Genomic DNA, 24,604 nt, shown 5'->3' with positions numbered 1-24,604 from the left:
GGGCCCGTAAAAACCGCTAAAATTAGCAAAACCCCGGCCCGGACGCGCTGCCAAGCATGCGTCCGGGCTTCAAGCAAACCTTAACAAAGCGCAGCCTCCCGCGCGGCGAACTCATACGATGCTCACATTTCAACAAATTATTCTGACCTTGCAAACCTATTGGGACAAGCAAGGTTGCGCCCTGCTCCAGCCTTACGACATGGAAGTCGGCGCCGGCACCTTCCACACCGGCACCTTCCTGCGCGCGATCGGCCCGGAACCTTGGCGCGCAGCGTATGTGCAGCCTTCGCGCCGTCCGAAAGATGGCCGCTATGGCGAAAACCCGAACCGCATGCAGCATTACTACCAGTACCAGGTGGTGTTGAAGCCAGCGCCGGAAAACATCCTCGACCTGTATCTGGGTTCGCTGGCCGCGCTGGGCCTGGACTTGAAACAGAATGACGTGCGCTTCGTCGAAGACGACTGGGAAAGCCCGACACTGGGCGCCTGGGGCCTGGGCTGGGAAGTCTGGCTGAACGGCATGGAAGTGACGCAATTCACCTACTTCCAGCAAGTAGGCGGCCTCGATTGCAAGCCCGTGCTGGGCGAGATCACCTACGGCATCGAACGCCTGGCCATGTATCTGCAAGGCGTGGAAAACGTGTATGACTTGGTATGGACGGAGTGGGAAGAGAACGGCACTACGAAAAAACTGACCTACGGCGACGTCTTCCACCAGAACGAAGTGGAGCAATCGACCTACAACTTCGAGCACGCGAATACGGACCTGCTGTTCGAACAGTTCGGCAACTACGAAGCGGAAGCGAAGCGTTTGATCGAGCTGCAACTGACCCTGCCCGCCTACGAGAAAATCATGAAAGCGTCGCACAGCTTCAATATGCTCGATGCGCGCGGCGCCATCTCGGTGACGGAACGCGCCGCCTACATCGGCCGCGTACGCACCCTGTCGCGCCTGGTGGCGCAAGCGTATTACGACTCGCGCGAGCGCCTCGGTTTTCCGATGCTGCCCGCCGCAGACCAACCCGCCGCCGCTTGATCGCCTAGCTCATACACCGCCGTACCAGACAAGAACACCATGAACCAAACACTGCTCATCGAACTGCTGACCGAAGAACTGCCGCCGAAAGCGCTGGCCAAACTGGGCGCCGCCTTCACGGCCGGCATCGTCAACGGTCTGAAAGCGCGCGACTTCCTCGAAGCCGACAGCGTCGCCACCAGCTACGCCTCGCCGCGCCGCCTGGCCGTCTCCATCACCAACGTGCGCGAAGTCTCACCCGATAAATCGATCCGCGAAAAAGTCTTGCCCGTCTCCGTCGCGCTGGATGCGAACGGCAACGGCACGCCGCCGCTGGCCAAGAAACTGGCCGCGCTGGGCTTCCCCGACCTGACGGTGGCCGAGCTGGAACGCGCCGTCGACGGCAAGGCTGAAAGCTTCTTCTATACGTACACGGCGCCAGGCAGCCAGCTCGCCGCCGGCGCGCAAGCGGCCTTGACCGAGTCGGCCGCCAAGCTGCCGATACCAAAGCTGATGAGCTATCAGCGCCCGGACGGCACCACCGTGCAATTCGTGCGTCCAGCCCACAGCCTGATCGCCCTGCACGGCATCAATATCCTGCCCCTGACCCTGCTGGGCTTGACGGCCGGCCGCACCACCCTGGGCCACCGTTTCCTCACCGATGGCGAACCGATCACCATCGCGCACGCGGAAAACTATGCGCCCTCGCTGATCCTCAACGCCAGCGTCATCGCCAGCAACGAGGAACGCAAGGAACGCATCCGCGCCCAGTTGCTGGACAAGGCCGGCGCCGACCAGGTGCTGATGCCCGAAGCGCTGCTCGACGAAGTCACGGCCCTGGTCGAATGGCCGGTCGTGTATGAATGCCACTTCGAGGAGGAATTCCTGGCCGTGCCGCAGGAATGCCTGATCCTCACCATGCAAACGAACCAGAAATATTTTGCGCTGACGGACAGCGAAGGCAAGCTGCGCTCGCGCTTCCTGATCGTCTCGAACATCGAGACGGACACGCCCGAGCACATCATCGGCGGCAACGAGCGCGTCGTGCGCCCGCGCCTGTCCGACGCCAAGTTCTTCTTCGAGCAGGACAAGAAGAAAACCCTGGCATCGCGTCTGCCGCTGCTGGCCAACGTCGTCTACCACAACAAGCTGGGTACGCAGGCTGCCCGCACAGAGCGCGTCAAATCGCTGGCCGGCGCCATCGCCGCCAAGCTGCAATATGAGGTGACCCTGGCCGAACGCGGCGCACTGCTGGCCAAGGCCGATTTGCTGACCGACATGGTGGGCGAATTCCCCGAACTGCAAGGCATCATGGGCACGTATTACGCGCGCCATGACGGCGAAGCGGAAGAAGTGGCGCTGGCCGCCTCCGAACACTACCAGCCGCGCTTTGCCGGCGACAGCCTGCCGTCGACCGCCACCGGCACCGCCGTGGCCCTGGCCGACAAGCTCGAAACCCTGGTCGGCATCTGGGCCATCGGCCTGGCGCCAACGGGCGACAAAGATCCGTTCGCGCTGCGCCGCCACGCGCTGGGCGTGCTGCGCATGCTGCTGGAAAAACGCCTGCCATTGTCGATCCAGGGCTTGCTGGCGGATGCGGCCGCGCAGTTCGCATCGGTGCCCGGCTTCAAGGACCCGGTGGCGGATGTCACCACCTTCATGCTGGACCGCCTGCGCGGCATCCTGCGCGAGCGCGGTTTCTCGCCGAATGAAATCGAAGCCGTCGTGGCACAGAATCCGGACCGCCTGGACGACATCGTGCAGCGCCTGGAAGCCGTGCAGGCGTTTGCCGCCTTGCCGGAAAGCGCCTCGCTGGCAGCTGCCAACAAGCGCATCACGAACATCCTGAAAAAGAACGAGGAAGCCGTGAGCCAGGTCGCCGCCGGCGGCGTCAACGTGGCGCTGCTGCAGGACGAAGCGGAGAAAAAACTGGCCGCCGCCGTCTCGCGCGTGCAGCCGGAAGTCGACGCGGCCTTTGCCAAGGGCGACTTCACCAGCACCCTGCAAACCCTGGCGCAGCTGCGCGACGACGTCGATGGCTTCTTCAATGACGTGATGGTGATGGCCGAGGATGTCGCCTTGCGCAACAACCGCCTGGCCTTGCTGTCGTCCCTGCACGGCATGATGAACCGCGTGGCCGACATTTCCAAGCTGGCGGCATAATGGGTACTCCGGCGCTGAAACTGATTATTCTCGACCGCGACGGCGTCATTAATCATGACTCGCCGGACTTCATCAAGTCGCCGGCCGAATGGCTGCCGATCCCCGGCTCGCTCGAAGCGATCGCCCGCCTGAACCAGGCCGGCTATCGCGTCGTCATCGCCTCGAACCAGTCGGGCATCGCACGCGAATACTTCGACATGACGGTGCTGAACGCGATCCACCAGAAGATGCACACGCTGGCGCAGCAGGTGGGCGCCGATATCGACGCCATCTTCTTTTGCCCGCATGCGGGCGCGGATAATTGCGACTGCCGCAAGCCGAAACCGGGCATGTTCCATGAAATTTCGCAGCGCTACAACACCAGCCTGAAAGGCGTGCCGACTGTTGGCGATTCGCTGCGCGACCTGCAGGCCGGTTTCATCAGCGGCTGCGTGCCCTACCTGGTATTGACGGGCAAGGGCGAAAAAACCAACGAGACGGGTGGCCTGCCGCCGGGTACCCAGGTCTTCCCCGACCTGGCCGCCGTGGTCAGCCACCTGCTCAAGGCGCCAGCGGCACCAGCGCCCACCGTGGCATTCAGTATCTAATCTTCGGAGAACCGCATTGCGTAATATTTCCCTGTTCCTGCGATCCCTGCTGTTCATGATCATCATGATCGTGGCCACTATCGTCTGGGCCTGCGTGTGCTTTTTTGCCGCGCCATTGAGCTACAACAAGCGTTATTGGGTCACCTCGCGCTGGAACGTGTTTATCCTGTGGTGCGCCAAGGTCATTTGCGGCATCCGCTATGAAGTCAAGGGCGCCGAGAATTTCCCCGACGCGCCGGCCATCGTGCTGTCGAAGCACCAGTCGGCATGGGAAACCATCTTCTTGCTTCCCAGCCTGCCACGTCCGCTCGTGTATGTATTCAAGAAGGAGATTTTGTACATCCCCTTCTTCGGCTGGGCCATGGCGCTGCTGCGCATGATCCCCATCGACCGCAAGCAGGGCAAGCATGCGTTCAAGAGCGTCGTCGCACATGGCAAGCGCCGCCTGGCTGATGGCCAATGGATTATCATGTTCCCTGAAGGGACCCGCATTCCCGTGGGCCAGGCGGGCAAGTACAAGAGCGGCGGCACGCGTCTGGCCATTGCCACGGGCGCCGTGGTGGTGCCGATTGCGCACAATTCAGGCGAGTGCTGGCCCAAGCAGTCATTCCTCAAACGCCCGGGGCTGATCACCGTCTCGATAGGCAAACCGATTTCGCCGGAAGGGCAAACCCCGGACAGCATGATGCAACAGGTGGAAAATTGGATAGAATCAGAAATGCGCGTCATTTCGCCTCACGCCTACAACGCTGGCTAGACGGCATCAGCGCGGTCATCCAGGAGCCGACACTGCGCCAGCAGATGAAGACCATCAAGGTCGGCGACCAGCAACTGGATTTGTTCGCGCATGACGTCTCGACCAGCACGCCCCCGGCGGTGCGCCCCACGGCACCGCCAGCGCCGCCCGTGGCGCCACCGGTAGTGGCGCCCGCGCCGCCCATCGTTCGCCCTGCCCTGCCTTCCCCGCCACGCACCGCCGATGGTCCGCCACTGCGCCAGCTGCAGCTGGGCAGCCACCTCGTCGAATTCGCGCTGCGCCGCTCCACGCGCCGTTCCATCGGCTTCATGATCGACGATAACGGCTTGCGCGTCACGGCCCCCAAACGCGTCACCCTGGCCGAGATCGACAACGCCATCCGCGCCAAGCAAAGCTGGATCGTTTCGAAACTGCTGGAACGGGGCGAGCGCAAGGTACAGCGCCAGCAGCGCCCGCCCGTGGCCTGGGTCGACGGCGCCGTGCTGCCCTACCTCGGCGGCGAGATCACCTTGCGATTGCACCAGGCGCCGCGCCACCGCGCCAGCTTCCAGCGCGAGACGAATGAACTGCACGTATGGGTCACGCCCACGGGCAGCGAGCAGCAATTGAAGGAAAAAGTGAAGGGCTGGTTCCAGCACGAAGCGCGCCAGCTGTTCGAGGCGCGCCTGGACGTATATGCGGACAAGCTGGGCGTGCAGTACGACTCGCTGTCGCTGTCGTCAGCCGGCACGCGCTGGGGCAGTTGCACCATCGAGCGCAAGATCCGCCTGAACTGGCGTTTGATCCACTTCGCCCTGCCGCTGATCGACTACGTGGTGGCGCACGAGCTGTCGCACCTGCTGGAAATGAACCACAGCCCCCGCTTCTGGGCCACCGTGGAATCGATTTATCCCGATTACGATGGGGCCAAGCAGGCGCTCAGAAAGCGTTCGCAGGAGTTGCCCGTCTTGTTCCAATAAGACGGCACGACCGCCTGCGCCGTAGGCATGGGATACTGGATGCTCCATCCTGCCCATTTCGTCCATGAATATTTTCAAGATGCTGTTTGGCGCCAGGGCGGCCACCGCGCCAGCAAGCCAGTCATTGCCCGCAGCGCCCAGTGACCAGCCCTCGCTGGAAGATGAACTGAACCATTATTCCGGCTATGAACGACAGGCCGCGCTGGAACGCTGTGCCGCTCTGGACAGGACAGACATGCTGCCCTTGGTCATCGTGCGCCTCAATGACTGGGTGCCTGCCGTGCGCCATGCAGCGCGTGTCACCATGCAGCGCCTATTGCCACTGGCGCCAGTCCCCCAGTTATTGCAGATACTACCGAACGTTCTGCGCCTGCGTGAAATGAGCAGGAGCGACCATGCGGACTGGCTGCAGCACTTTGAACGCACCGTACTTGAACTGCTGAGCGTGCAAGACTTGCTCGATGGCGTCTGTGGCAAGAACGTCCACGTCGCCAGGAGCTGCTTCTACATGCTGCACCAGTACGGCCTGGGCGACCGAGCACAATACATCGGTATGGCGCTTGCCACGCGCGGAGATACGGTGCTGGCAACGCAAGCACTAAGGCTGTGCGCCAGCACCGCACCCGACGTACAAACGGCGCTATACCTCAAGGCGATGTTGTCGCCTTTCGGCCGGATACGTACCAGTGCGTTATTGTCGCTGACGCAAGCGCCTGGCGGCCAGGACATGCGCGCGCTGGCGTTGGCAAGCCTGTTGGATGCCCAAGCGTCGGTACGCTACCTGGCCGTCGCCTGCCTTCAAACAATGGGAGAGGATGTACGCATCAGCTACCGCGCCATTCTGGCCAATCCGGCATCGAACACGCAGGCCATTCGTGTCAGCCTGCTGTCGCTGGGCAGCCTGCGCGCGCCAGAAGATCTTGAGCTGATTCGTGCCTTTACGCAGTCAAAGCTGCCATCCGTGCGCCTGGCTGCCTACAACGCCTGGCTCAAGGCGGCGCCATCCGATAAAGACGCGATCGCCCTGCAAGCTGCAGGCGACGTAGCGCCAGGCATGCAGAAATTTGCCTGCCAAATGGTATCGCGTCAGGGTGCGTTCATTCCCTTCGCCACACTGCGCCCCTTGCTGGAAGCGAGGGGGGAGCATTATCTGCTACTACGCTACGCTTCCGGCAGCAAGTGGCAATGGCTCGCGACCATCGCGCACCTGGCCCTGGCGCACGCACCACACGGGCCACCCCAGACGTACCTGGACCATGAACTGCTGCGTTGGATCAGGGATGCTCACCGCATTACCGGTGAGCCGAATGGTCAACAGCATGACCTTCTGTCACAAGAGCGCGCACAAGCAGCGCTGCGCGCGCTGTTGACAGTGCACGACGAGCAATACAGCACGTTGCTCACGCATGAACTGGCACTGCATCAGTTGACTCCTGCCAAGACCCCGCAGCACTAAACTATCGCAGCAGAGGTTGGATGGCAGCGATAGTACGCGGCGTGGCACCCCGGTGCTGGTTGGCAAACGCCAGCGCCCGCTGTCCCATGGAAGATAAACGCGCCGGATCCTGCAGCAAGGCCGCCCCCTGCGCCATCAGCGCATCGGCGTCCGCCACCAGCGCGGCGCCGCCGGCGGCAATCGCCTGCTCGGTCACCAGTGCAAAATTGAAGGTGTGGGGGCCGATCAGCACGGGCTTGCCCAGGGCCGCCGGCTCGATCAGGTTTTGTCCGCCCAGCGGCAGCAGGCTGCCGCCGACGAAAGCGCAATCGCAGGCCGCGTAATACGCAAACATCTCGCCCATCGAGTCGCCCAGCAGCACTTGCGTGCCCGCAGCAACGGCATCGTCCTGCGCCAGGCTGGATCTGCGCTGCACGGCCAGGCCCTGCGCCGCGATCAATTTTTCCACCTCGTCGAAGCGCTGCGGATGGCGCGGCACGATCACTAGCAGCGCATTCGCGGGCAAGCTGGCGCGGGCATAGGCATCGAGGATCAGCTGTTCTTCCCCTTCGCGCGTGCTGGCGCACAGCAGCACGGGACGCTGGCCGATGGCGCTGCGCAGCGCAGCCCCCGTCGCCAGTGCCGCCTCGGGCACGACGACGTCGAACTTGATACTGCCCGTGACGACCACGTCGCGCACGCCCAGCTGGCGCACCCGATCGGCGTCGTCCTGCGTCTGCGCCGCCACCAGGGTGATGCCGCGCGCCGCGTCCGCAATCAGTTTACCCAGGCGCTGCGCCTTGCCCAGCGAACGCTGCGACAGACGCGCATTGGCCAGCACCACGGGCACTTTGTAGCGATTGCATTGGTGGATCAGGTTCGGCCACACTTCCGTCTCCATCAGGATGCAGATACGCGGCGTGAAATGGCGGATGAAACGGGCCGGCATGGCGCCCGTGTCGTAGGGCAGATAGCTTTGCACGAGGCGCGCGCCATGCTTGGCGAACAGGGATTTACCTGTCGCGCGCCCCGTCGGCGTCATGTGCGTGAGGACGATGCGGCAATCGGGCCAGGCGGCCAGCAGCGCATCGACCAGCGGCTCGGCCGCGCGCGTCTCTCCGACAGAGACGGCGTGCAGCCAGATGGTGTCCGTGGCAGATGCCGGCTGGCGGCCGTAAAAGCCCAGGCGCTCGCCCCAGTGCTGGCGGTAACCGGGTTCCTGGCGGCCGCGTAGCCACAGCCGTGCCAGCACCAGGGGCAAGGCCAGCCACCAGGCGGGGGTATAAAGAAGTCGCATGTTTATTGAATATTAAAGTCAGGCGGGAGGATAGTCTGCCAGCAGGCGCCGTGCCGCGGCCAGCACTTCCGGCACGCCGGGCGGCGCGCCCTTGTCGCCCAGGTTGATGATTTTCGGCGACCAGTTGCCTTCCGTTTTCCACAGCGGCGAATCGGCATAGATTTCCACCGTCGGGCGCACAAAGGCGGCGGCGATGTGCGTCAGGCCCGTGTCGACGCCGACCACCAGCGCCGCGTGGCGCGCCAGCAGGGTCGCGTCGCCCATCGACAGCTTTGGCAGCACGCGCGCGTTCGGCAGGCCGGCCGCCAGTTGTTCGGCTTCCGCCTTTTCCTTGGGCGACCCCCAGGGCAGCAGAATCGGCATGGGAGCGAGCGCCTGGCCCAGCGCGATCCAGTTTTCCGGTGCCCACTTCTTGGCGTCGCGCGCCGTGCCGTGGAAATACACGCAGTAGGGCGCATCGCCCATCCAGTCCGGGCGCGGCTCGCTGCTTGATACTTCCGGCAAGCCGAAATCGGCAGGCGTGTCGACCGTGTAGCCGAGTGCCGCGCCAGCCACCAGGCGGCCGCGCGCTACCGCATGCGTGCGCGGATCGAGGGGGATGCTTTTCGTGTGAAAAATGCGCGAGATGCCTTCGTAGCCGGAGCCTTCGCTGCCATTGGCCAGGCCAACCTTCTGTCCGCCCGACGCCAGGCGCGCGGCGCCCATGATGATGCCCGTCTTGAGCAAGCCCTGGGTATCGAACACGTAATCGTAGCGCGTCTGGCGCAGGCTGCGGAAGAAGGCGGCGATTTCCGCGCGCGTCTCCTTCTTGCCCAGGCTCTTGCGCCAGCGCCGCAGCGCGAACGGAAAGATCGTATTCACGCGCGGGTTCAGGCGCACCAGGCTCGTGTAGCCCTCTTCGACCACCCAATCGATGGTCGCGTTCGGGAAATGGCGGGCGATGTCCGCCACCATCGGCAGGTTATGCAGCACGTCGCCCAGCGAAGACACCCGCACCAGCAGGATTTTCAAGGGCGCCTGTGCGCCAGGTTGACCGGCCATGCTGTCAGAACGGCAGGACGGCGTCAGGCTTGGCGGCCAGGATCACGCTCTTGAACTGACCCTGGATGCGTGCCAGGGCTTCCGGCGTTTCCGCCTCGAAGCGCATGACGATCACCGGCGTCGTGTTCGACGAGCGAGCCAGGCCGAAGCCGTCCGCGTATTCCACGCGCAAGCCGTCGATGGTGATGATCTGTTCATTGCCAGGGAAGACGGCGTCGCGGCGCAGCATGTCCATCAGCGCGACGTTTTCGCCTTCCTTCAGTTCCAGGTGCAGTTCCGGCGTGCTGTCGGACTGCGGCAGGGAGTTCAGCAGGCTTGACGGATCCGCTTCGCGCGTGAGGATTTCCAGCAGGCGCGCGGCCGAATACATGCCGTCGTCGAAACCGTACCAGCGGTCCTTGAAGAAGATATGGCCGCTCATTTCGCCGCCCAGCGGTGCACCCGTTTCACGCAGCTTGGCTTTCACCAGCGAGTGGCCCGTCTTGTACATCAGCGGCACGCCGCCATGCTTGCTGATCCACGGCGCCAGGTGGCGCGTGCATTTGACGTCGTACAAAATCTGCGCGCCAGGGTGGCGGGTCAGCACGTCGGCAGCAAACAGCATCATCTGGCGGTCAGGGTAGATGATCTGGCCATCCTTGGTGACCACGCCCAGGCGGTCGCCGTCGCCATCGAAGGCGATACCGATTTCCGCATCCGTCTCGGCCAGGCAGCGGATCAGGTCTTGCAGGTTTTCCGGATGCGCCGGATCCGGATGGTGGTTCGGGAAGTTGCCATCGACTTCGCAGAACAGTTCGATGACGTCGCAGCCCATGCCGCGGAACAGGTCGCCCGCAAATGCGCCGGCCACGCCATTGCCGCAATCGACGGCGATCTTGATCGGGCGCGCCAGCTTGACGTCACCCAGGATACGTTCGAGGTAGGCGGCGCGGATATCGTGCGTGGCATAGCTGCCTGGCGTGCTGCTGGCGCTGCCGTCGTGCGCGACGATGCTGTGGTACAGCGCCTGGATCGCTTCGCCGTGGATCGCTTCGCCGGCCAGCACCATCTTGAAGCCGTTGTAGTCGGGTGGATTGTGGCTGCCCGTGACCATGATGCCGGAGCGCGTATCGAGCACATTCGTACCGAAGTAAACCATCGGCGTAGCCACCACGCCCAGGTCGATCACGTCGACGCCTGCCGCCTGCAGGCCCTGCGCCAGCGCCGCCGTCAATTCCGGTCCCGACAGGCGGCCATCGCGGCCGATCACGGCCCGCTGCTCGCCCTTGGCCAGGGCGGCCTGGCCAAATGCCTGGCCGATCTTGTGGGCCACGCTGGCATCGAGGGTTTTAGCGATGATGCCGCGAATATCGTAGGCCTTGAAGATCGTTCTGGACAATGGAAGCATGGTGTGAGCGGTATAAGTAAGGGACGAATAAGGGAATAAATAAGGTGCCTGGCAAGGTGCCGCCCGCGGCTGACAGCTTGCTACTGCGCCAAGAGTATACCGAATTATACGCGCAGCAGATCGATCGACTTGCCCGATTCCACCCACTGCCTGACCCACAGCGGCTGGCGGCCGCGGCCTGTCCATTGTTCAGAGGTATTGTCAGGATGGCGGTAACGTACCGCGACTTTGCCCGTGCGCGGGTGCAAACCATCGAGTATCAGCTGTTTCAGCGGAATGCCCGCCTGCTGCGCGATGGCCATGATCTGTTCGCGCGCCTTGTTCAAGTCTTCGCGCTCGCGGCTGTCCAATTCCTGTTTGACATTATCGTCCAGTTTGCGCAATTCCAGCATCGTCATTGTTGACAGATCCATTGGTACATCCTTTATATTAATTTAAATAATAAAATCACGTGGAATATACTACATTGTATAAATATTTGCGCACCATTGCATAATCTATCGCCAATTGAATCACGCCTCCGGCTTATTTATCGGCCCCGCATTAAGATTAAATGAAGAATATGCCGGAAGCGCGTGGAAAATTGAATAAACATGGATGAAATTGCATTTCAGCAAGGCTGGTGTAGTGCGCTTATTCATTCCGTCAGCCGTACCGGCGGATTATGACCGATATATGACAACGAAAAATGCAGATCAATTAAATCCCCATACAACATAATCGGCAGCGTTTTTTCTTCCAGCCGGCCATGTGCGCAATCGGGCACCTGCCGGCAATGCATCCAACGCCAAAGGGCAGGCATGCTTATAATGCAGGCGCGTAGTCCACTTCACCCCGGCATATATGAAAACTTATTTTATCGGCGATCTGCAAGGCTGCCATGCACAAACCGTCGAACTGATCGAACGGATCCGGGCGGCAGCGGATGGCCCGTACCGCCTGCTGTTCGCGGGCGACTTGATCAATCGCGGCCCGGCCTCGCTGGCCACCCTGCGCCACATTTATTCTCTGGCGCGGCAAGGCCTGGCCGACAGCGTCCTGGGCAACCATGACTTGCACTTGCTGGCCGTGGCCAACGGCATCCGGCCCGAGCATGCATCCGACACCCTCGCCGAAATCCTCGATGCCCCTGACCGCGAGGAGTTGATCAACTGGCTGCGCCAGCGACCACTGGCACTGGAACACGACGGCCATGTGCTCGTGCATGCGGGCTTGCTGCCGCAATGGAGCACGGCCCAGGCCCTGTCCCTGAGCGGGGAGGTGTCCAGCATGCTGCGCAGCGATGATTGGGTGGCCTTCCTGCGCACCATGTACGGCAACGAGCCGGCCGCCTGGCGCGACGACCTGCAGGGCGCCGACCGGCTGCGCTGCATCGTCAACGCCATGACGCGGCTGCGCTTTTGCACGCCGGACGGCGTGATGGACTTCAAGATGAAGGAAAGCGGCAGCCCGCCGCCCGGCTCCGGCCTGCTGCCCTGGTTCGACGTACCAGGCCGGCGCAGCGCCGGCAACACCATCGTCTTCGGCCACTGGTCGGCGCTGGGCCTGCAGTTGCGGCCGCACCTGATCGGGCTCGATAGCGGCTGCGTGTGGGGCGGGAAACTGTCGGCCGTGTGCCTGGAAGACCGCTCGCTGCTGCAAGTCGACTGCCCCACGTTCCAGCAGCACAGCGGCAAGCGGTAAATGGCAGCCATCATGCGTATATGCTTAGTCGAAATCGGTCGTTGGCCTTGCCGCGCCTGGCCCGTATGATGAAGCTTTTGCCTTTGCGACCCCATGCATCCTGATACCGACCGACTGGCGCGCTGGCTGCTCGGCAGCCTGGAACTCGACACCGCCGTCCTGCATGTGGGCCAGTACTGCGGCCGCTGGCGCGCTTCCACGGCGGGCCGGGAATTGGGCAGCTTCCACCTGGTGCTCGATGGCCACTGCTATCTGCACCTCGATGGCGCGGCGCCCATTGCGCTCGGCCCGCGCGATGGCGTCTTCCTGCTGCGCGACCTGCCGCACTTCCTCAGTCCCCACAGCGATCCGCTGCAGGCGGTCAGCGCGCAGGCGATGCTGCCGCTGCAAACGCCCACGGAGCAGCCGGCGACGGCGCTGGCCTGCGGCTTCTTTCAATTTCGCGGCGCCCTCTCCGCCCTGATCGTCGACTCGTTCCCGCCGTATCTGCTGATACGCGGCGATGCGCCCGCCTTCAGCGCCGCTGCCGCGCTGTTCGACCTGATCCTGGCGGAAGCGGGCGGCGATCCGGAGCAGCCGTCGCCTTTGACCTCGCGGCTGGTCGAACTGCTGTTCTTTTACCTGATCCGCCATGTGGCGCAGGGCGAGCAGGTGGCGGCCGGCCTGCTGTCGCTGCTGCACCAGCCCGCGTTTTCACCGCTGCTCGAACGCATGCTCGATGCACCCGCCGACGACTGGTCGATCGAGAACATGGCCAAGGCGGCCTGCATGTCGCGCGCCAGCTTCTGCAAGCATTTCGCCAGCGCCAGCGGCCATTCGCCAGCCCAGTTCCTGCTCCTGCTGCGCATGAAGATCGCCGCACGCCGCCTGCACGACGGCGTTTCCGTCGAACGCGCGGCCGAACTGGTGGGTTACCGCTCGCACGCCGCCTTCACGCGCGCCTTCAAGCGGGTCACGGGCGAGCAGCCGGGCGCCTACCGGCGCGACCAGCGATTGCGGCAGCTGGCAAACTGAGATCAAGGTTTGCGAAATCAAAGACGAACGAGCACAAAAGGACGACGCTGACGTCTGTTGCGTGCACGGCATGGCCGATATAATGGCCGGGTGACTTACCAACTTAGCAAGGTACCCCATGTCCCGTCTGACGCTGCACACTCTCGATACCGCCCCGGCCGATAGCCGCCCCTTCGTGGAAAAGGCCATCGCCAACAATGGCTTCCTGCCCAATCTGATCGGCGTGCTGGCCAATGCCCCGCTGGCCCTGGAAACCTATCTGACCGTCTCCGGCATCAATGCGCGCGCCAGCCTGACGTTAATGGAACGCGAAGTGGTGCAGATCACGGCCGCGCGCATCCACGGCTGCGATTTCTGCATCGCCGGCCATAGCGCCATCTCGCTGAAAAAAGCGGGCCAGACGCCGGACACGGTGCGCGCCCTGCAGCACGGCCAGCCGACGGGCGATGCGAAGCTCGACGCCGTCGCCACCTTCGCCACGACCGTCATCGCCACGCGCGGCGCCGTCAGCGACAGCGAATATCAAGCCTTTCTGGCCGCCGGCTACAACGAGCAGCAGGCGCTGGAAGTCGTGCTCGGCATCAGCCTGGCCACCTTGTGCAATTTCTCCAACAGCCTGGCCGACACGCCAGTCAATCCGCAATTGACGCCCTACCTGCCTGGCGCCGTCTGACATGGGCCGCCTCAATCACTGGCTGCACATGCATGCCGACCAGCTCGACCAATCGTCGGAACTGGCTGAAACCGTATTACCGGCGCTGGCCGGCGACAAGCTGCTGGCCATCGGCGTGCCGCAGGAACATGGCGGCGCGGGCGGCGACGTGCGCGACACCATCGAGGCCATCGCCAGGGTGGCCGAAGAATCCGTGACGGCCGCCTTTGTCTTCTGGGGCCAGCGCTGCTTCATCGAATTCCTGCTGCAAAGCGAGAACCGCGCGCTAGCCGAGCGCCGCTTGCCCGGCCTGCTGGCTGGCACGCAGGCCGGCGCCAGCGGTTTGTCGAACGCCATGAAATTCTTGTCAGGCATCGAACAGCTGCAAATCACGGGCGCGCGCCACGGCGACGGCTTACTCGTCGACGGCGGACTTGCGTGGGTGACGAACTTGCGCAAGGCGGGCTTTGTCGCGGCAGCGGCCGTGGCGCCGGACGACGGCGCACCGCCCGTCATCATCGCCTTCGACAGCGGCACGGAAGGCGTCAAGCGCAGCGACGACCTGGACCTGATCGCCCTGCGCGGCAGCAATACGGCCTCCGTCAAGCTGGCGCAGGTGCACATCCCCGCCACCGACATCATCAGCGACAATGCGCCCGCCTGGTTGCCGCAAGTACGCCCGGCTTTCCTCGGCATGCAGTGCGGCCTGTCGATCGGCCTGGCGCGCGCCAGCCTGGCAAAGGCGGCGCAAATTTCCGCCGGCTCGCGCAACCAGCTCACGCCACGCATCGCAGCGCTGCAAGCCACCCTGGAGGTAGCCGTCGCTACCCTGCTGGCCGGCGTGCACGATGGCCGCTTCAAAAAAGAAGCACCGGCCATGTTCCGCTTGCGCATACAGCTGGCCGACGTGCTGCAGCAGGCGCTGATGCTGGAGCTGCAAGCCATGGGCGGGCGCGCCTACCTGAACGCCGAACAGCAGGGCTTTGCCCGTCGCTGGCGCGAATCGTCGTTCATCCCCATAGTCACCCCCAGCCTGACGCAGTTGCAATCGGCCTTGCAGCTGTTCGACAGCCAGCAGGCAGCCAAGGCGGCGGGAGCGCAGGCATGAGCGTTGCCGATTGGGCCTTGCAGGCGCAGGATCTGAGCTTCTCGTATGCTGGTGCCGCGCCCGTGTTCCAGCACATCTCGCTGGGCGTGCGCAAGCGCGAAATCGTCTGCCTGCTGGGCGGCAGCGGCTGCGGCAAATCGAGCCTGCTGCGCGTGCTGGCCGGCTTGCAGCCGCCGTCCACGGGCGAGATCCAGTTCCTCGACGCTCCCATGCGCGAACCGGACCCGCGCAGCGCCCTTGTCTTCCAGCAGGCCAGCCTCTTGCCCTGGCTGAACGTCACGGGCAACGCCGGCTTCGGCCTGGACTTCAAGCACCAGCCCAAGCTCACGCGCGAGGCGCACCAGGCGCGCGTGGAGCAAGCCATCGAAGCGGTCGGTTTGAAAGGACACGAAAAACTGTATCCGTCCGCGCTGTCGGGCGGCATGGCGCAGCGCGTGGCCCTGGCCCGCGCGCTGGCGCGCGAACCGGAACTGCTGTTCGCCGACGAACCGTTTTCCGCCCTTGATGCCATCACGCGCGCCGAGATGCAGTCGTTGCTGGTCGACGTAGTGCACCGCTGGCACACGGCCGTGCTGCTCGTCACGCACGATATCGACGAAGCGATCCTCGTGGCCGACCGCATCTTGCTCATGGGCGGCAAGCCGGGCAACATCGTGCGCGAATGGCCCGTCGCCATCGAACAGCCACGCATCGGCCACAGCGCCGAGGTGATCGCCCTGAAAATGGACATCCTCGACGCCCTGCAGGCGCTGCAAACGCAGGATCAAGCACCCGCCTTCGCTCACATTTAATCGACCGGAACATTCCCATGACATTCGAAGACCACAACAAACCCCTGCACATCTGCGCCTCGTCCGATTGCGACTGCGGCCTGACGCGGCGCGACTTCCTGCGCATGTCGGCCCTGGCCACGGCCAGCGTTGCCTCGCCCCTGCTGTTCGCCGGCGACGCCATGGCCCAGCAAGGCCCGAAAGGCGACGACCAGCCCGTCAAAATCGGCTACCTGCCCATCACCGACGCCACCCCGCTGCTCGTCGCCCACGCCCGCAAGCTGTTCGAAGCGGAAGGCTTGCAGGCGGAAACGCCGCGGCTGTTCCGCAGCTGGGCGCAAATCATCGAAGCGTTCGTCGCCGGCCAGGTCAACGTGATTCATTTGCTGTCGCCGGCCACGCTGTGGGTGCGCTACGGCGCCAAATTCCCGGCGAAGGTCGTCGCCTGGAACCACGTCAACGGTTCCGCGCTGACGGTGGCCAACGAGATCAACAAGGTTTCCGACCTGGGCGGACGCACGGTCGCGATCCCGTTCTGGTACTCGATCCACAACATCCTGCTGCAGCAAATCCTGTCCTCCAACGGCTTGACGCCGGTCACGCGCGCGCGCAACGCGGCCATCAAGCCGAATGAAGTCAACCTGATCGTGCTGGCGCCGGCTGAAATGGTCTCGGCGCTGGCCAGCAAGTCGATTGCCGGCTACATCGTGGCCGAACCGTTCAATGCGGCGGCGGAAAACGCCGGCATCGGCAAGATCCTGCGCTTCTCGGGCGACGTGTGGAAAAACCATGCGTGCTGCGTCACCTTCCTGTCCGAGCGCGACATCAACACGCGTCCCGAATGGGCGCAAAAGGTCACCAACGCCATCGTCAAGGCGCAGTTGTGGACGCGCTCGAACCAGGTCGACACGGCCAAACTGCTGTCGAACGTGGGCGAGCACCGCTACACGCCGCATCCGCTGCAAGTGCTGACCAAGGTGCTGGCCACCACCGATTACGCCGGCTATGAAAAGCAGGGCCTGATCGTGCACAAGAACTGGCAGCAGCGCCGCATCGACTTCCAGCCGTATCCGTTCGCTTCGTACACGGAAGAACTGGTGCGCGCCATCGGCCGCACCAAGGTCGAGGGCGACACGCGCTTCCTGGCCAACCTCGATCCGAAATTCGCCGCGCGCGACCTGGTCGATGACCGCTTCGTGCGCAAGGCCATCACGGCGGTCGGCGGTCCGGCCGCTTTCGGCTTGCCGGCCAACCTGCTGCGCAGCGAAACCGTGGCGGTCTGACAATGGCAAGCAAGTTGTTTACGAAGTTCGGCCTGCCCCTGGTGGGGCTGGCCTGTGCCTTGCTGCTGTGGTCCATGGGCGTGACGGCGCTGGAGAAATCCACGCCCATCGCCACCGCTTTTGCGCCCTTGCCCACGGCGCTGGCGTTCAAGGAGATGGTGGGCGGTGCGGATATCTGGTTGCACGTGGTCTTGAGCCTGCAACGGGTAGCCGTGGGCCTGGGACTGGCCATCGTCATCGGCGTGCCGCTCGGCGTGCTGGTGGCCATGTCGAAGAGCTTTTCCGGCGCGGCCATGCCGCTGTTCCAGTTGCTGCGCATGATTTCGCCGCTGTCGTGGATGCCGATCGCCGTGATGGTGCTCGGCGTCGGCGACGCGCCCGTGTACTTCCTGCTGGCGTTTGCGGCCGTCTGGCCGATTTTGCTCAATACGGCGGCCGGCGTGGCGCGGCTCGATCCGAACTGGCTGCTGCTGGCGCGCAGCTTGTCGGCCACGCGCAGCGAAATCGTCTTCAAGGTGATTTTGCCGGGCATCACGGCCGATATCCTGACAGGCGTGCGCCTGGCCATTGGCATCATCTGGATCGTGCTGGTGCCGGCGGAGATGCTGGGCGTGTCGGCGGGCCTGGGCTACTTCATCCTCGACACGCGCGACCGCCTCGCGTATTCGGAACTGATGGCCGCCATCGTGCTGATAGGGATTTTAGGCTTTATCCTCGACTACCTGGCCCGCGCAGCGCATGCGCGCTGGCTGCACGTCAAAAATTAAGCGGCCTTCTCCAGCGGCAGCGCGGCGGCCACGGCCGCCTGCGTTGCCGCCGCCAGCTCACGCCGGTGCGCGCCTGTCGTCGCCACGGGCGCCAGACAGGTCAAACGCGCCGTGATGGGCGGGCCGCTCAAGATCGCCACCATGCTTTGCGCAAAACTCATGTCGCCGATGAAATCGACGGCGTGATGCAGCGCCCCCTTGTCATCCACATACACGAGCGCGAACGGCTGCACGGGCACTTGCGCGTCGATGGCCGCCTCGAACAGGTTGGCGTGGAACGGCAGGATCTGCCCTTGCGCGGCGGTCGTGCCTTCGGGGAAGAATGCAATGCGCTCGCCCGCCGTCAATTTATCCACCAAGCCCTGGAAGATCAAACGCAGGTCGCGCTTGCTGCCGCGCGAAATGAAGATGGTGCCGGCGCGCCCCGCCAGCCAGCCCAGGATCGGCCAGGCGCGGATTTCCGCCTTGGCGACGAAACGGCAAGGGTGGACGGCGTTGATGACGAAGATGTCGAGCCACGAAACGTGGTTCGCCACCACCATCGCATGGTCGAGTGCCGGCACGCTGTCTGCCGGCTGCGCCACGTGCACGCCGCAGATGTCGAGCAGCTGCGTCGACCAGCGGCGGATGCGCCGGTTGCGTCCCTCCAGGTCCAGCCAGGGAAAGAGCACGGCGCTCTTGGCCATGCCGCAGCTCAGGTGAATGGCGATGCGCGCGAGGCGGTAGGTAAGCAGAAGTTTCAAATGACACCAAGGTTGGAAGCAAATCCATACAGCCGCGTAGGTCGGCTTAGCTGCGCCGGCGAGGCGCTGCGTAAGCCGACAGGAGCCGCCATGGACTTGTCGGATTACGCGTAGCGCTAATCCGACCTACGGCTCCGATACAAATAATTAACGCTGAAACGCCACCTGTCCGGCAACGATGGTCGCCTTGACGATGCCGCTCAGCTCATAGCCGAGGAAAGGCGTGTGCTTGCCCTGGCTGGCCAGCGAGGCCGACGACACGGTCCAGCGCGCGGCGGGATCGAAGACGCAGATGTCGGCCGCTTCGCCCACGGCCAGGCTACCGGCCGGGATGCCGGCGACACGGGCCGCGTCGGACGTGACCTTGGCCACGGCGCGCGCCAGCGGACGTGCACCCGCTTGCGGCTGGCCCAGCGCGTAGTCGTCGGCCCATTTCAGGGCCAAGGACAGCAGCAGCTCCAGGCCAGTGGCGCCGGGCGACGCTTCGCCGAACGGCAGCAGTTTTTCATCGTCGTCGACGGGCGTGTGGTCCGAGCACATGGCGTCGACCGTGCCGTCAAGCAGGCCGGCGCGGATCGCATCGCGGTCGCGCTGGCTGCGGAACGGTGGCGTGACCCTGGCGTTCGGATCGAAGAAGCCGATGTCGGCGTCCGTCAGGTGCACATGGTGCACGCCCACGTCGCAGGTGACGGGGAGACCTTCGGCTTTCGCCGCGCGGATCAGTTCCAGACCGGCCGCCGACGAGATGCGGCACAGGTGCACGCGCGCGCGGCTGGCGCGCATCAATTCGAAAATCGTGTGCAGCGCGATGGTTTCGGACATCACGGGCACGCCGGACAAGCCCAGGCGCGACGCCAGCGGGCCGCTGTGGGCGATGCCGCCACGGCCGATATGCGGGTCTTGCGGGCGCAGCCAGACTGTGTAGCCGAAGGTGTTCGCGTACTGCATGGCGCGCAGCAGCACGGTCGTGTCTTCGATCGGCTCTTCCGCTTGCGCGAAGCCGATGCAGCCCGCTTCCGTCAGTTCCGCCATTTCCGTCAGCGACTTGCCTTTCAAGCCCATGGTCAGTGCGCCCAGCGGGTGCACGTGGGCCTTGTTCTGCGTCTTGGCGCGGTATTTCAGCATCTCGACCAGGCCCGGCTCGTCCAGCACGGGATCGGTGTCGGGCGGGCACACCAGGCTCGTGACGCCGCCTTGGAGCGCCGCCTGCAGTTCCGATTCCAGGGTCGCCTTGTATTCGTAACCCGGCTCGCGCAGGCGCGCGGACAGGTCGACCAGGCCGGGGGAAACCACCAGGCCGGCCGCGTCGAACGTCGTGTCGGCGGTGAAGCCGGCCGGGGCGCTGCCCACGGCCAGCACCTTGCCGTCGGCGATAAACAGGTCTTGCAAGCCATCGATGCCGTTGGCAGGGTCGATCAGGTGGCCGTTCTTGATATGTAGTGTCGTCATGCTCGCTTACTCGTCCTTGGGCTATCAGCCCTGATTACCAGCCAAAATACTCATCACCGCCATGCGCACGGCGATACCGAACGTCACCTGCGGCAGGATCACCGCCTGCGGACCGTCGGCCACGGCCGAATCGATTTCCACGCCGCGGTTCATCGGACCCGGATGCATGACGATGGCGTCCGGTTTCGCCAGCGCCAGGCGCTCGGGCGTCAAGCCGTAGCTCTTGAAATATTCCTGCGCCGATGGCAGCAACGCGCCGCTCATGCGCTCGTTTTGCAGGCGCAGCATGATGATCACGTCGACGCCTTTCAAGCCTTCATCCATGTTGGTGAAGGTGCGCACGCCCATCTGTTCCAGGCCGCCCGGCAGCAGGGTGTGCGGGCCGATGGCGCGCACTTCGGGCACGCCCAGGGTGGTCAGCGCGTGGATGTCGGAACGGGCCACGCGGCTGTGCAAAATGTCGCCCACGATAGCCACCGTCAAATTGGTGAAATCCTTCTTGTAGTGGCGGATCGTGTACATGTCGAGCAAGCCCTGCGTCGGATGCGCATGGCGCCCGTCGCCCGCGTTGACGACGTGGACGTGCGGCTGCTTGGTGTCGATCAGGTGCTTGGCGATCAGGTAGGGCGCGCCCGACTGCGCATGGCGCACGACGAACATGTCGGCATGCATGGCCGACAGGTTGTCGATGGTGTCGAGCAGGGACTCGCCCTTGCTGGCCGACGAGGCCTGGATATTCAGGTTGATGACGTCGGCCGACAGGCGCTTCGAGGCGATCTCAAAGGTGGTGCGGGTGCGCGTGGAGTTTTCAAAGAACAGGTTGAAAACGCTTTTGCCGCGCATCAGCGGCACTTTTTTCACGTCGCGGTCGGAAATGCCGACGAACGAGGAAGCCGTATCGAGAATGTGGTTGACGATAGACTTCGGCAAGCCTTCAATCGTCAGCAGATGTTGCAGTTCGCCGTGTTTATTCAGTTGCGGATTAAGCATGGTGGGTATCTATGGTGAGCGTGAATTTTCCATCGTCGGCTTGCTTCAGGACCAGGGCCTGGCCCGGCGGCACGGCAGTGAAGGCGGCCACAAAATCGGCGGCCACCGGCAGCTGGCGTTCGCCGCGGTCGACCAGGGCGGCCAGCATGATCTTCGCCGGGCGGCCATAGTCGAACAGTTCGTTGATGGCCGCGCGCGTGGTGCGGCCCGTGTACAGCACGTCGTCGACCAGCAGGATGGTCGCGCCGGCCACGTCAAAGCTGATCTGCGTCGGCTTGACGTCAGCATGCAGGCCCTTCTGGGCGAAGTCGTCGCGGTAGAACGAGACGTCGAGCACGCCCAGGCGGTCGAGCAGGTTCAGGTCGCGCGCCAGGCGTTCGGCCAGCCAGGCGCCGCCCGAATGGATGCCGACGATGGCCACGTTGGGGATGCCCGCCAGGCCGCTCTGCACTTGCTGCAGCAAGACCGCGTACAGGGCCTCGGCGTCGAGTTGGGATGGATTCGTAGGATGCGGCATAGAGTTCTTAATCATTCAGGGAGGGAGTCTAGGATCAGATTAATAATTCGCGTCGAAATACTGTTGCAGGATGATGGCGGCGGCGCGGTCGTCGATGACTTCACCGCGCTTGGCGGCGATGACGGCCGAGGAATAACGCTCATCGACCAGTTCCACGGGCAGGTTGAAGCGGCCATGCACCTGGTTGGCGAAACGGCGGCAGCGCGCGCTCATCTCGTGTTCCGTGCCATCGGGATGGCTGGGCAGGCCCACCACAATGCGGCTGGCGCCCCACTCCTTGATCAGGCTATCGATGGCGGCAAACTTCGGCTCGTTCGCCGTGGCCGTGATCACGCTGAGCGGCTTGGCCTGGCAAATTATGGTATTGCCGATGGCCACGCCGATGCGTTTCAAACCGAAATCGAAGGCGAGGATGGTGTCGATGACGTCACCGCTCATGCGTGGCCAGCCTCGCTTGCCAGCATGAGGGGGTCGATACCGAGCAGCTTGATGGCCGCCACGTAGCGCTGCTCGATGGGGAAATCGAACAGGATGTCGGCCGAGGCGCCCACCGTCAGCCAGCCGTTGCGGCCGATCTCGTCTTCCAGCTGGCCCGGGCTCCAGCCCGAGTAGCCGATCGAGACGAGCATGCGCTCGGGACCATCGCCCTTGGCGACGGCTTCGAGCACGTCGATCGAGGTGGTAAACGCCACTTCATCGGTCACCGTCAGCGACGAGGAATAGCGCGCGCCCGGCGTATGCAGCACGAAGCCGCGGTCGTCCTGCACGGGGCCGCCGAACATGATCGGTTCATTGATGATGGGCGTATCGCTGCCGGCCGCCAGTTTCAGGTCGATGCGGTCGAACAGCACTTCCATGGTCATGTCGGTGGGCTTGTTGATGACGACGCCGAGCACGCCGTTTTCATTGTGTTCACACACGTACACGACCGTGCCGCCGAAGATCGGATCTTGCATGGCCGGCATCGCAATGAGGAAATGGTTGGCCAGATTCAGGGTGGAGGAACCGGTCGCGGCCGGTTCTCCCACACCCTGCATCAGACGATGTCCTGGTAGAGTCTGGTCGATTTTACTCTTTTTCATACGCGATGCTCTCTCTGTGGGCTTGCTGGCAAGTCTCGCTTACCCCGCTATCGTACGCCTGGCGCAAGCTGCCGCGAATCTTGGGCGGCGCGCACCGTGGTGCCAGGCGTTATTCTTGTTATGTTATAAATTAATGATCAATTCGCTTTGCCTGCGGGCGCATTTCGATGCCAATTGTAAAATTGATTGCAAAATCGCTGTCGCACATAAAGTACCGCGAACATACCCGGTAGTTTACACTGAATTGCCGCCGCAGCGACGCCAAAGGCGCGACGCGAGCGGCCATACAGCCCTGTTGGCGGCAAAAAATGGCCTATCTTTGACCCTGAACACGCGAAATAATGACAATCAAGACTTCCCTGGTGTGGTTCCGGCGCGATCTGCGCGCGTTTGACCATGCTGCACTGCATCACGCCCTGCGCCAGAGCCAGGCCGTGCATTGCATCTTTGTATACGACACCGCCATCCTGGCTGCGCTGCCGCGCCGCGACCGGCGGGTCGATTTCATCCATGCCAGCGTGGCCGAGCTGGCCGCCGAGCTGCGCCAGCTCGGCGGCGACCTGATCGTGCTGCACGGGGACGCGGCCGAGGCCATCCCGCGCCTGGCCGCCGAGTTGAACGCCGATGCCGTCTTTGCCAACCACGACTACGAGCCGCAAGCGATCGCCCGCGACGCCACCGTGGCCGCCGCGCTCACGCACGACGCGCGCCTGTGGTTCAGCTTCAAGGACCAGGTGATCTTTGAAAAAGACGAGGTGCTGACTTTGTCGGCCAAGCCGTACACCGTCTACACGCCGTACAAGAATGCCTGGCTGAAGAAAATGCGCGCCGAGCCCGGCTGCCTGGCGCCGTTCGACATCGAGCCGCATGCGGCCAACCTGGCGCCGCCGCGCGCCGGCACGCCGGCGCCCCTGCCCACCCTGGACGAACTTGGTTTCGAGGCCAGCAACCTGGCCGAACTGGCCATCCCCACCGGCATGTCGGGCGCCAGTCAACTGTTCGAGGATTTTTTGCCGCGCGTGGAACGCTATGACGTGGCGCGCGATTTCCCCGCCCTGAAGGGGCCGTCCTACCTGTCCATGCACTTGCGCTTCGGCACCGTGTCGCTGCGCTACCTGGTACGCACCATCGTCGACCTGATGGACCGGGGCTGTGGCGGCGATGGCGCGCCCGTCTGGCTGGCAGAACTGATCTGGCGCGATTTCTACGCCATGATCTTGTACCAGAACCCGCATGTGGAAGGCGGCGCCTTCAAACCGGCCTACGACGCCATCGCCTGGGAAACGGGGCTTGACGCCGACGCCGCGTTTGCCGCCTGGTGCGAAGGGCGCACCGGCTATCCGCTGGTGGACGCGGCCATGGCGCAGCTGAACCAGACGGGCTATATGCACAACCGCCTGCGCATGGTCACGGCCTGCTTTTTGATCAAGGATCTGGGCATCGACTGGCGCCGCGGCGAAGCGTATTTCGCGCTCCACCTCAATGACTTCGATCTGGCGTCGAACAACGGCGGCTGGCAATGGGCGTCGTCCTCCGGCTGCGACGCGCAGCCCTACTTCCGCATCTTCAATCCCGTCACCCAGTCGGAAAAATTCGATGCCAGCGGGCGCTTCATCCGCCGCTACCTGCCGCAGCTGAAGGCGCTGGGCGACAAGGAAATCCACGCGCCCTGGCTGGTGCCGCGCATGCTGCTCGAACAAAAAAACATCGTGCTGGGACGCGATTATCCGGAACCGCTGGTGCAGCACGACGAGGCGCGCAAGGAAACCCTGGAGCGTTATGCGGTGGTGAAGGTGGTGGCGTAGTCAGGTAATTGATTGGCATTACGGTGATGTCGGGTTACGCGCTACGCGCTAACCCGACCTACCCGACATGCGCCGTCAATCAACAGACGTAGGTCGGATT

Annotated in this window: 24 protein-coding genes; 14 read left to right on the top strand and 10 right to left on the bottom strand. The window is 63.8% G+C overall.

The genetic code is table 11. The annotated features are described in order from the left end of the window. The first annotated feature begins 118 nt into the window (after positions 1-118). The 6 genes from glyQ (at position 119) to ASN89_RS03820 (ending at position 6,937) form a co-directional block, all read left to right on the top strand. The gene (gene glyQ / locus ASN89_RS03845) at positions 119-1,036 is read left to right on the top strand and encodes a glycine--tRNA ligase subunit alpha (RefSeq protein WP_034746745.1); all 918 of its coding nucleotides are present in this window, start codon (positions 119-121) and stop codon (positions 1,034-1,036) included. A gap of 39 nt (positions 1,037-1,075) precedes the next feature. Further along, the gene (gene glyS, locus ASN89_RS03840) at positions 1,076-3,178 is read left to right on the top strand and encodes a glycine--tRNA ligase subunit beta (RefSeq protein ID WP_058048329.1); all 2,103 of its coding nucleotides are present in this window, start codon (positions 1,076-1,078) and stop codon (positions 3,176-3,178) included. Then, entirely contained in the window at positions 3,178-3,765 is a 588-nt protein-coding gene (gmhB, locus tag ASN89_RS03835; protein ID WP_058048328.1) for a D-glycero-beta-D-manno-heptose 1,7-bisphosphate 7-phosphatase, read from the top strand. Before glyS ends, gmhB begins: the two co-directional genes overlap by 1 nt. 16 nt (positions 3,766-3,781) lie before the next feature. Further along, on the top strand, positions 3,782-4,522 hold the full coding sequence (locus ASN89_RS03830; protein ID WP_034746739.1) for a lysophospholipid acyltransferase family protein: 741 nt from the start codon (positions 3,782-3,784) through the stop codon (positions 4,520-4,522). Positions 4,523-4,566: 44 nt separating this feature from the next. Next, a complete protein-coding gene (locus ASN89_RS03825) occupies positions 4,567-5,481 on the top strand; it encodes a M48 family metallopeptidase (protein WP_058048327.1) in 915 nt (304 codons plus the stop codon). Positions 5,482-5,545: 64 nt separating this feature from the next. Continuing rightward, positions 5,546-6,937 (top strand): hypothetical protein, encoded by a 1,392-nt coding sequence (locus ASN89_RS03820; RefSeq protein WP_058048326.1) that lies wholly within the window; start codon positions 5,546-5,548, stop codon positions 6,935-6,937. A 1-nt stretch (position 6,938) separates the two neighbouring features. Here the strand turns inward: ASN89_RS03820 and waaA are convergent, their stop codons facing one another. The 4 genes from waaA to ASN89_RS03800 all read right to left on the bottom strand — a co-directional run bounded on the left by waaA (position 6,939) and on the right by ASN89_RS03800 (position 11,054). Next, positions 6,939-8,213, bottom strand: a complete 1,275-nt coding sequence (gene waaA, locus ASN89_RS03815; RefSeq protein WP_058048325.1) for a lipid IV(A) 3-deoxy-D-manno-octulosonic acid transferase — start codon at positions 8,211-8,213, stop codon at positions 6,939-6,941. A gap of 18 nt (positions 8,214-8,231) precedes the next feature. Then, the gene (gene waaC, locus ASN89_RS03810) at positions 8,232-9,254 is read right to left on the bottom strand and encodes a lipopolysaccharide heptosyltransferase I (RefSeq protein ID WP_058048324.1); all 1,023 of its coding nucleotides are present in this window, start codon (positions 9,252-9,254) and stop codon (positions 8,232-8,234) included. A gap of 4 nt (positions 9,255-9,258) precedes the next feature. Next, the gene (locus tag ASN89_RS03805) at positions 9,259-10,641 is read right to left on the bottom strand and encodes a phosphomannomutase/phosphoglucomutase (RefSeq protein WP_058048323.1); all 1,383 of its coding nucleotides are present in this window, start codon (positions 10,639-10,641) and stop codon (positions 9,259-9,261) included. A 104-nt stretch (positions 10,642-10,745) separates the two neighbouring features. Then, positions 10,746-11,054 carry an H-NS family nucleoid-associated regulatory protein gene (locus tag ASN89_RS03800; RefSeq protein ID WP_046684208.1) on the bottom strand — a complete coding sequence of 103 codons (309 nt, stop codon included), beginning with the start codon at positions 11,052-11,054 and terminating at the stop codon, positions 10,746-10,748. A gap of 430 nt (positions 11,055-11,484) precedes the next feature. On the opposite strand from ASN89_RS03800, the gene ASN89_RS03795 reads away from it, so the two are divergent. The 7 genes from ASN89_RS03795 to ASN89_RS03765 all read left to right on the top strand — a co-directional run bounded on the left by ASN89_RS03795 (position 11,485) and on the right by ASN89_RS03765 (position 17,918). Further along, a complete protein-coding gene (locus ASN89_RS03795) occupies positions 11,485-12,324 on the top strand; it encodes a symmetrical bis(5'-nucleosyl)-tetraphosphatase (protein ID WP_058048322.1) in 840 nt (279 codons plus the stop codon). A 93-nt stretch (positions 12,325-12,417) separates the two neighbouring features. Then, positions 12,418-13,338 carry an AraC family transcriptional regulator gene (locus tag ASN89_RS03790; protein WP_058048321.1) on the top strand — a complete coding sequence of 307 codons (921 nt, stop codon included), beginning with the start codon at positions 12,418-12,420 and terminating at the stop codon, positions 13,336-13,338. A gap of 118 nt (positions 13,339-13,456) precedes the next feature. After that, positions 13,457-14,011: a carboxymuconolactone decarboxylase family protein gene (locus ASN89_RS03785; RefSeq protein WP_058048320.1), complete on the top strand. Its 555-nt coding sequence runs from the start codon at positions 13,457-13,459 to the stop codon at positions 14,009-14,011. A 1-nt stretch (position 14,012) separates the two neighbouring features. Then, the gene (locus ASN89_RS03780) at positions 14,013-15,098 is read left to right on the top strand and encodes an acyl-CoA dehydrogenase family protein (RefSeq protein WP_058048319.1); all 1,086 of its coding nucleotides are present in this window, start codon (positions 14,013-14,015) and stop codon (positions 15,096-15,098) included. Then, on the top strand, positions 15,095-15,889 hold the full coding sequence (locus ASN89_RS03775) for an ABC transporter ATP-binding protein (protein WP_058048318.1): 795 nt from the start codon (positions 15,095-15,097) through the stop codon (positions 15,887-15,889). Before ASN89_RS03780 ends, ASN89_RS03775 begins: the two co-directional genes overlap by 4 nt. Positions 15,890-15,906: 17 nt before the next feature. After that, complete coding sequence (locus tag ASN89_RS03770) at positions 15,907-17,151, top strand: ABC transporter substrate-binding protein (protein ID WP_035822077.1); 1,245 nt, start codon at positions 15,907-15,909, stop codon at positions 17,149-17,151. Positions 17,152-17,153: 2 nt separating this feature from the next. Then, complete coding sequence (locus ASN89_RS03765) at positions 17,154-17,918, top strand: ABC transporter permease (protein ID WP_058048317.1); 765 nt, start codon at positions 17,154-17,156, stop codon at positions 17,916-17,918. Here the strand turns inward: ASN89_RS03765 and ASN89_RS03760 are convergent. From ASN89_RS03760 to ASN89_RS03735, 6 genes are all read right to left on the bottom strand, one after another. Next, positions 17,915-18,661 (bottom strand): lysophospholipid acyltransferase family protein, encoded by a 747-nt coding sequence (locus tag ASN89_RS03760; RefSeq protein ID WP_058048316.1) that lies wholly within the window; start codon positions 18,659-18,661, stop codon positions 17,915-17,917. The genes ASN89_RS03765 and ASN89_RS03760 overlap by 4 nt on opposite strands. Before the next feature lie 147 nt (positions 18,662-18,808). Continuing rightward, on the bottom strand, positions 18,809-20,110 hold the full coding sequence (locus tag ASN89_RS03755; protein WP_046684216.1) for a dihydroorotase: 1,302 nt from the start codon (positions 20,108-20,110) through the stop codon (positions 18,809-18,811). Between the two features lie 24 nt (positions 20,111-20,134). After that, entirely contained in the window at positions 20,135-21,100 is a 966-nt protein-coding gene (locus tag ASN89_RS03750; protein WP_034746695.1) for an aspartate carbamoyltransferase catalytic subunit, read from the bottom strand. Then, positions 21,093-21,617 carry a bifunctional pyr operon transcriptional regulator/uracil phosphoribosyltransferase PyrR gene (gene pyrR / locus ASN89_RS03745; protein WP_034780225.1) on the bottom strand — a complete coding sequence of 175 codons (525 nt, stop codon included), beginning with the start codon at positions 21,615-21,617 and terminating at the stop codon, positions 21,093-21,095. The genes ASN89_RS03750 and pyrR overlap by 8 nt, the downstream gene beginning before the upstream one ends. Positions 21,618-21,656: 39 nt before the next feature. Continuing rightward, positions 21,657-22,055, bottom strand: a complete 399-nt coding sequence (ruvX, locus tag ASN89_RS03740; RefSeq protein WP_235501837.1) for a Holliday junction resolvase RuvX — start codon at positions 22,053-22,055, stop codon at positions 21,657-21,659. Continuing rightward, entirely contained in the window at positions 22,052-22,654 is a 603-nt protein-coding gene (locus tag ASN89_RS03735) for a YqgE/AlgH family protein (RefSeq protein ID WP_034746689.1), read from the bottom strand. Before ASN89_RS03735 ends, ruvX begins: the two co-directional genes overlap by 4 nt. A 386-nt stretch (positions 22,655-23,040) precedes the next feature. Between ASN89_RS03735 and ASN89_RS03730 the strand changes: the two genes are divergently transcribed. Then, the gene (locus ASN89_RS03730) at positions 23,041-24,504 is read left to right on the top strand and encodes a cryptochrome/photolyase family protein (protein ID WP_058048315.1); all 1,464 of its coding nucleotides are present in this window, start codon (positions 23,041-23,043) and stop codon (positions 24,502-24,504) included. The last annotated feature ends 100 nt before the right edge of the window (positions 24,505-24,604 follow it).

Source organism: Janthinobacterium sp. Ant5-2-1 (genome assembly GCF_001445815.1).
Lineage (GTDB): Bacteria > Pseudomonadota > Gammaproteobacteria > Burkholderiales > Burkholderiaceae_D > Janthinobacterium > Janthinobacterium lividum_E.
Note: the sequence above shows the minus strand (reverse complement) of the source record. Positions and strands in the feature narration are given on the sequence as shown.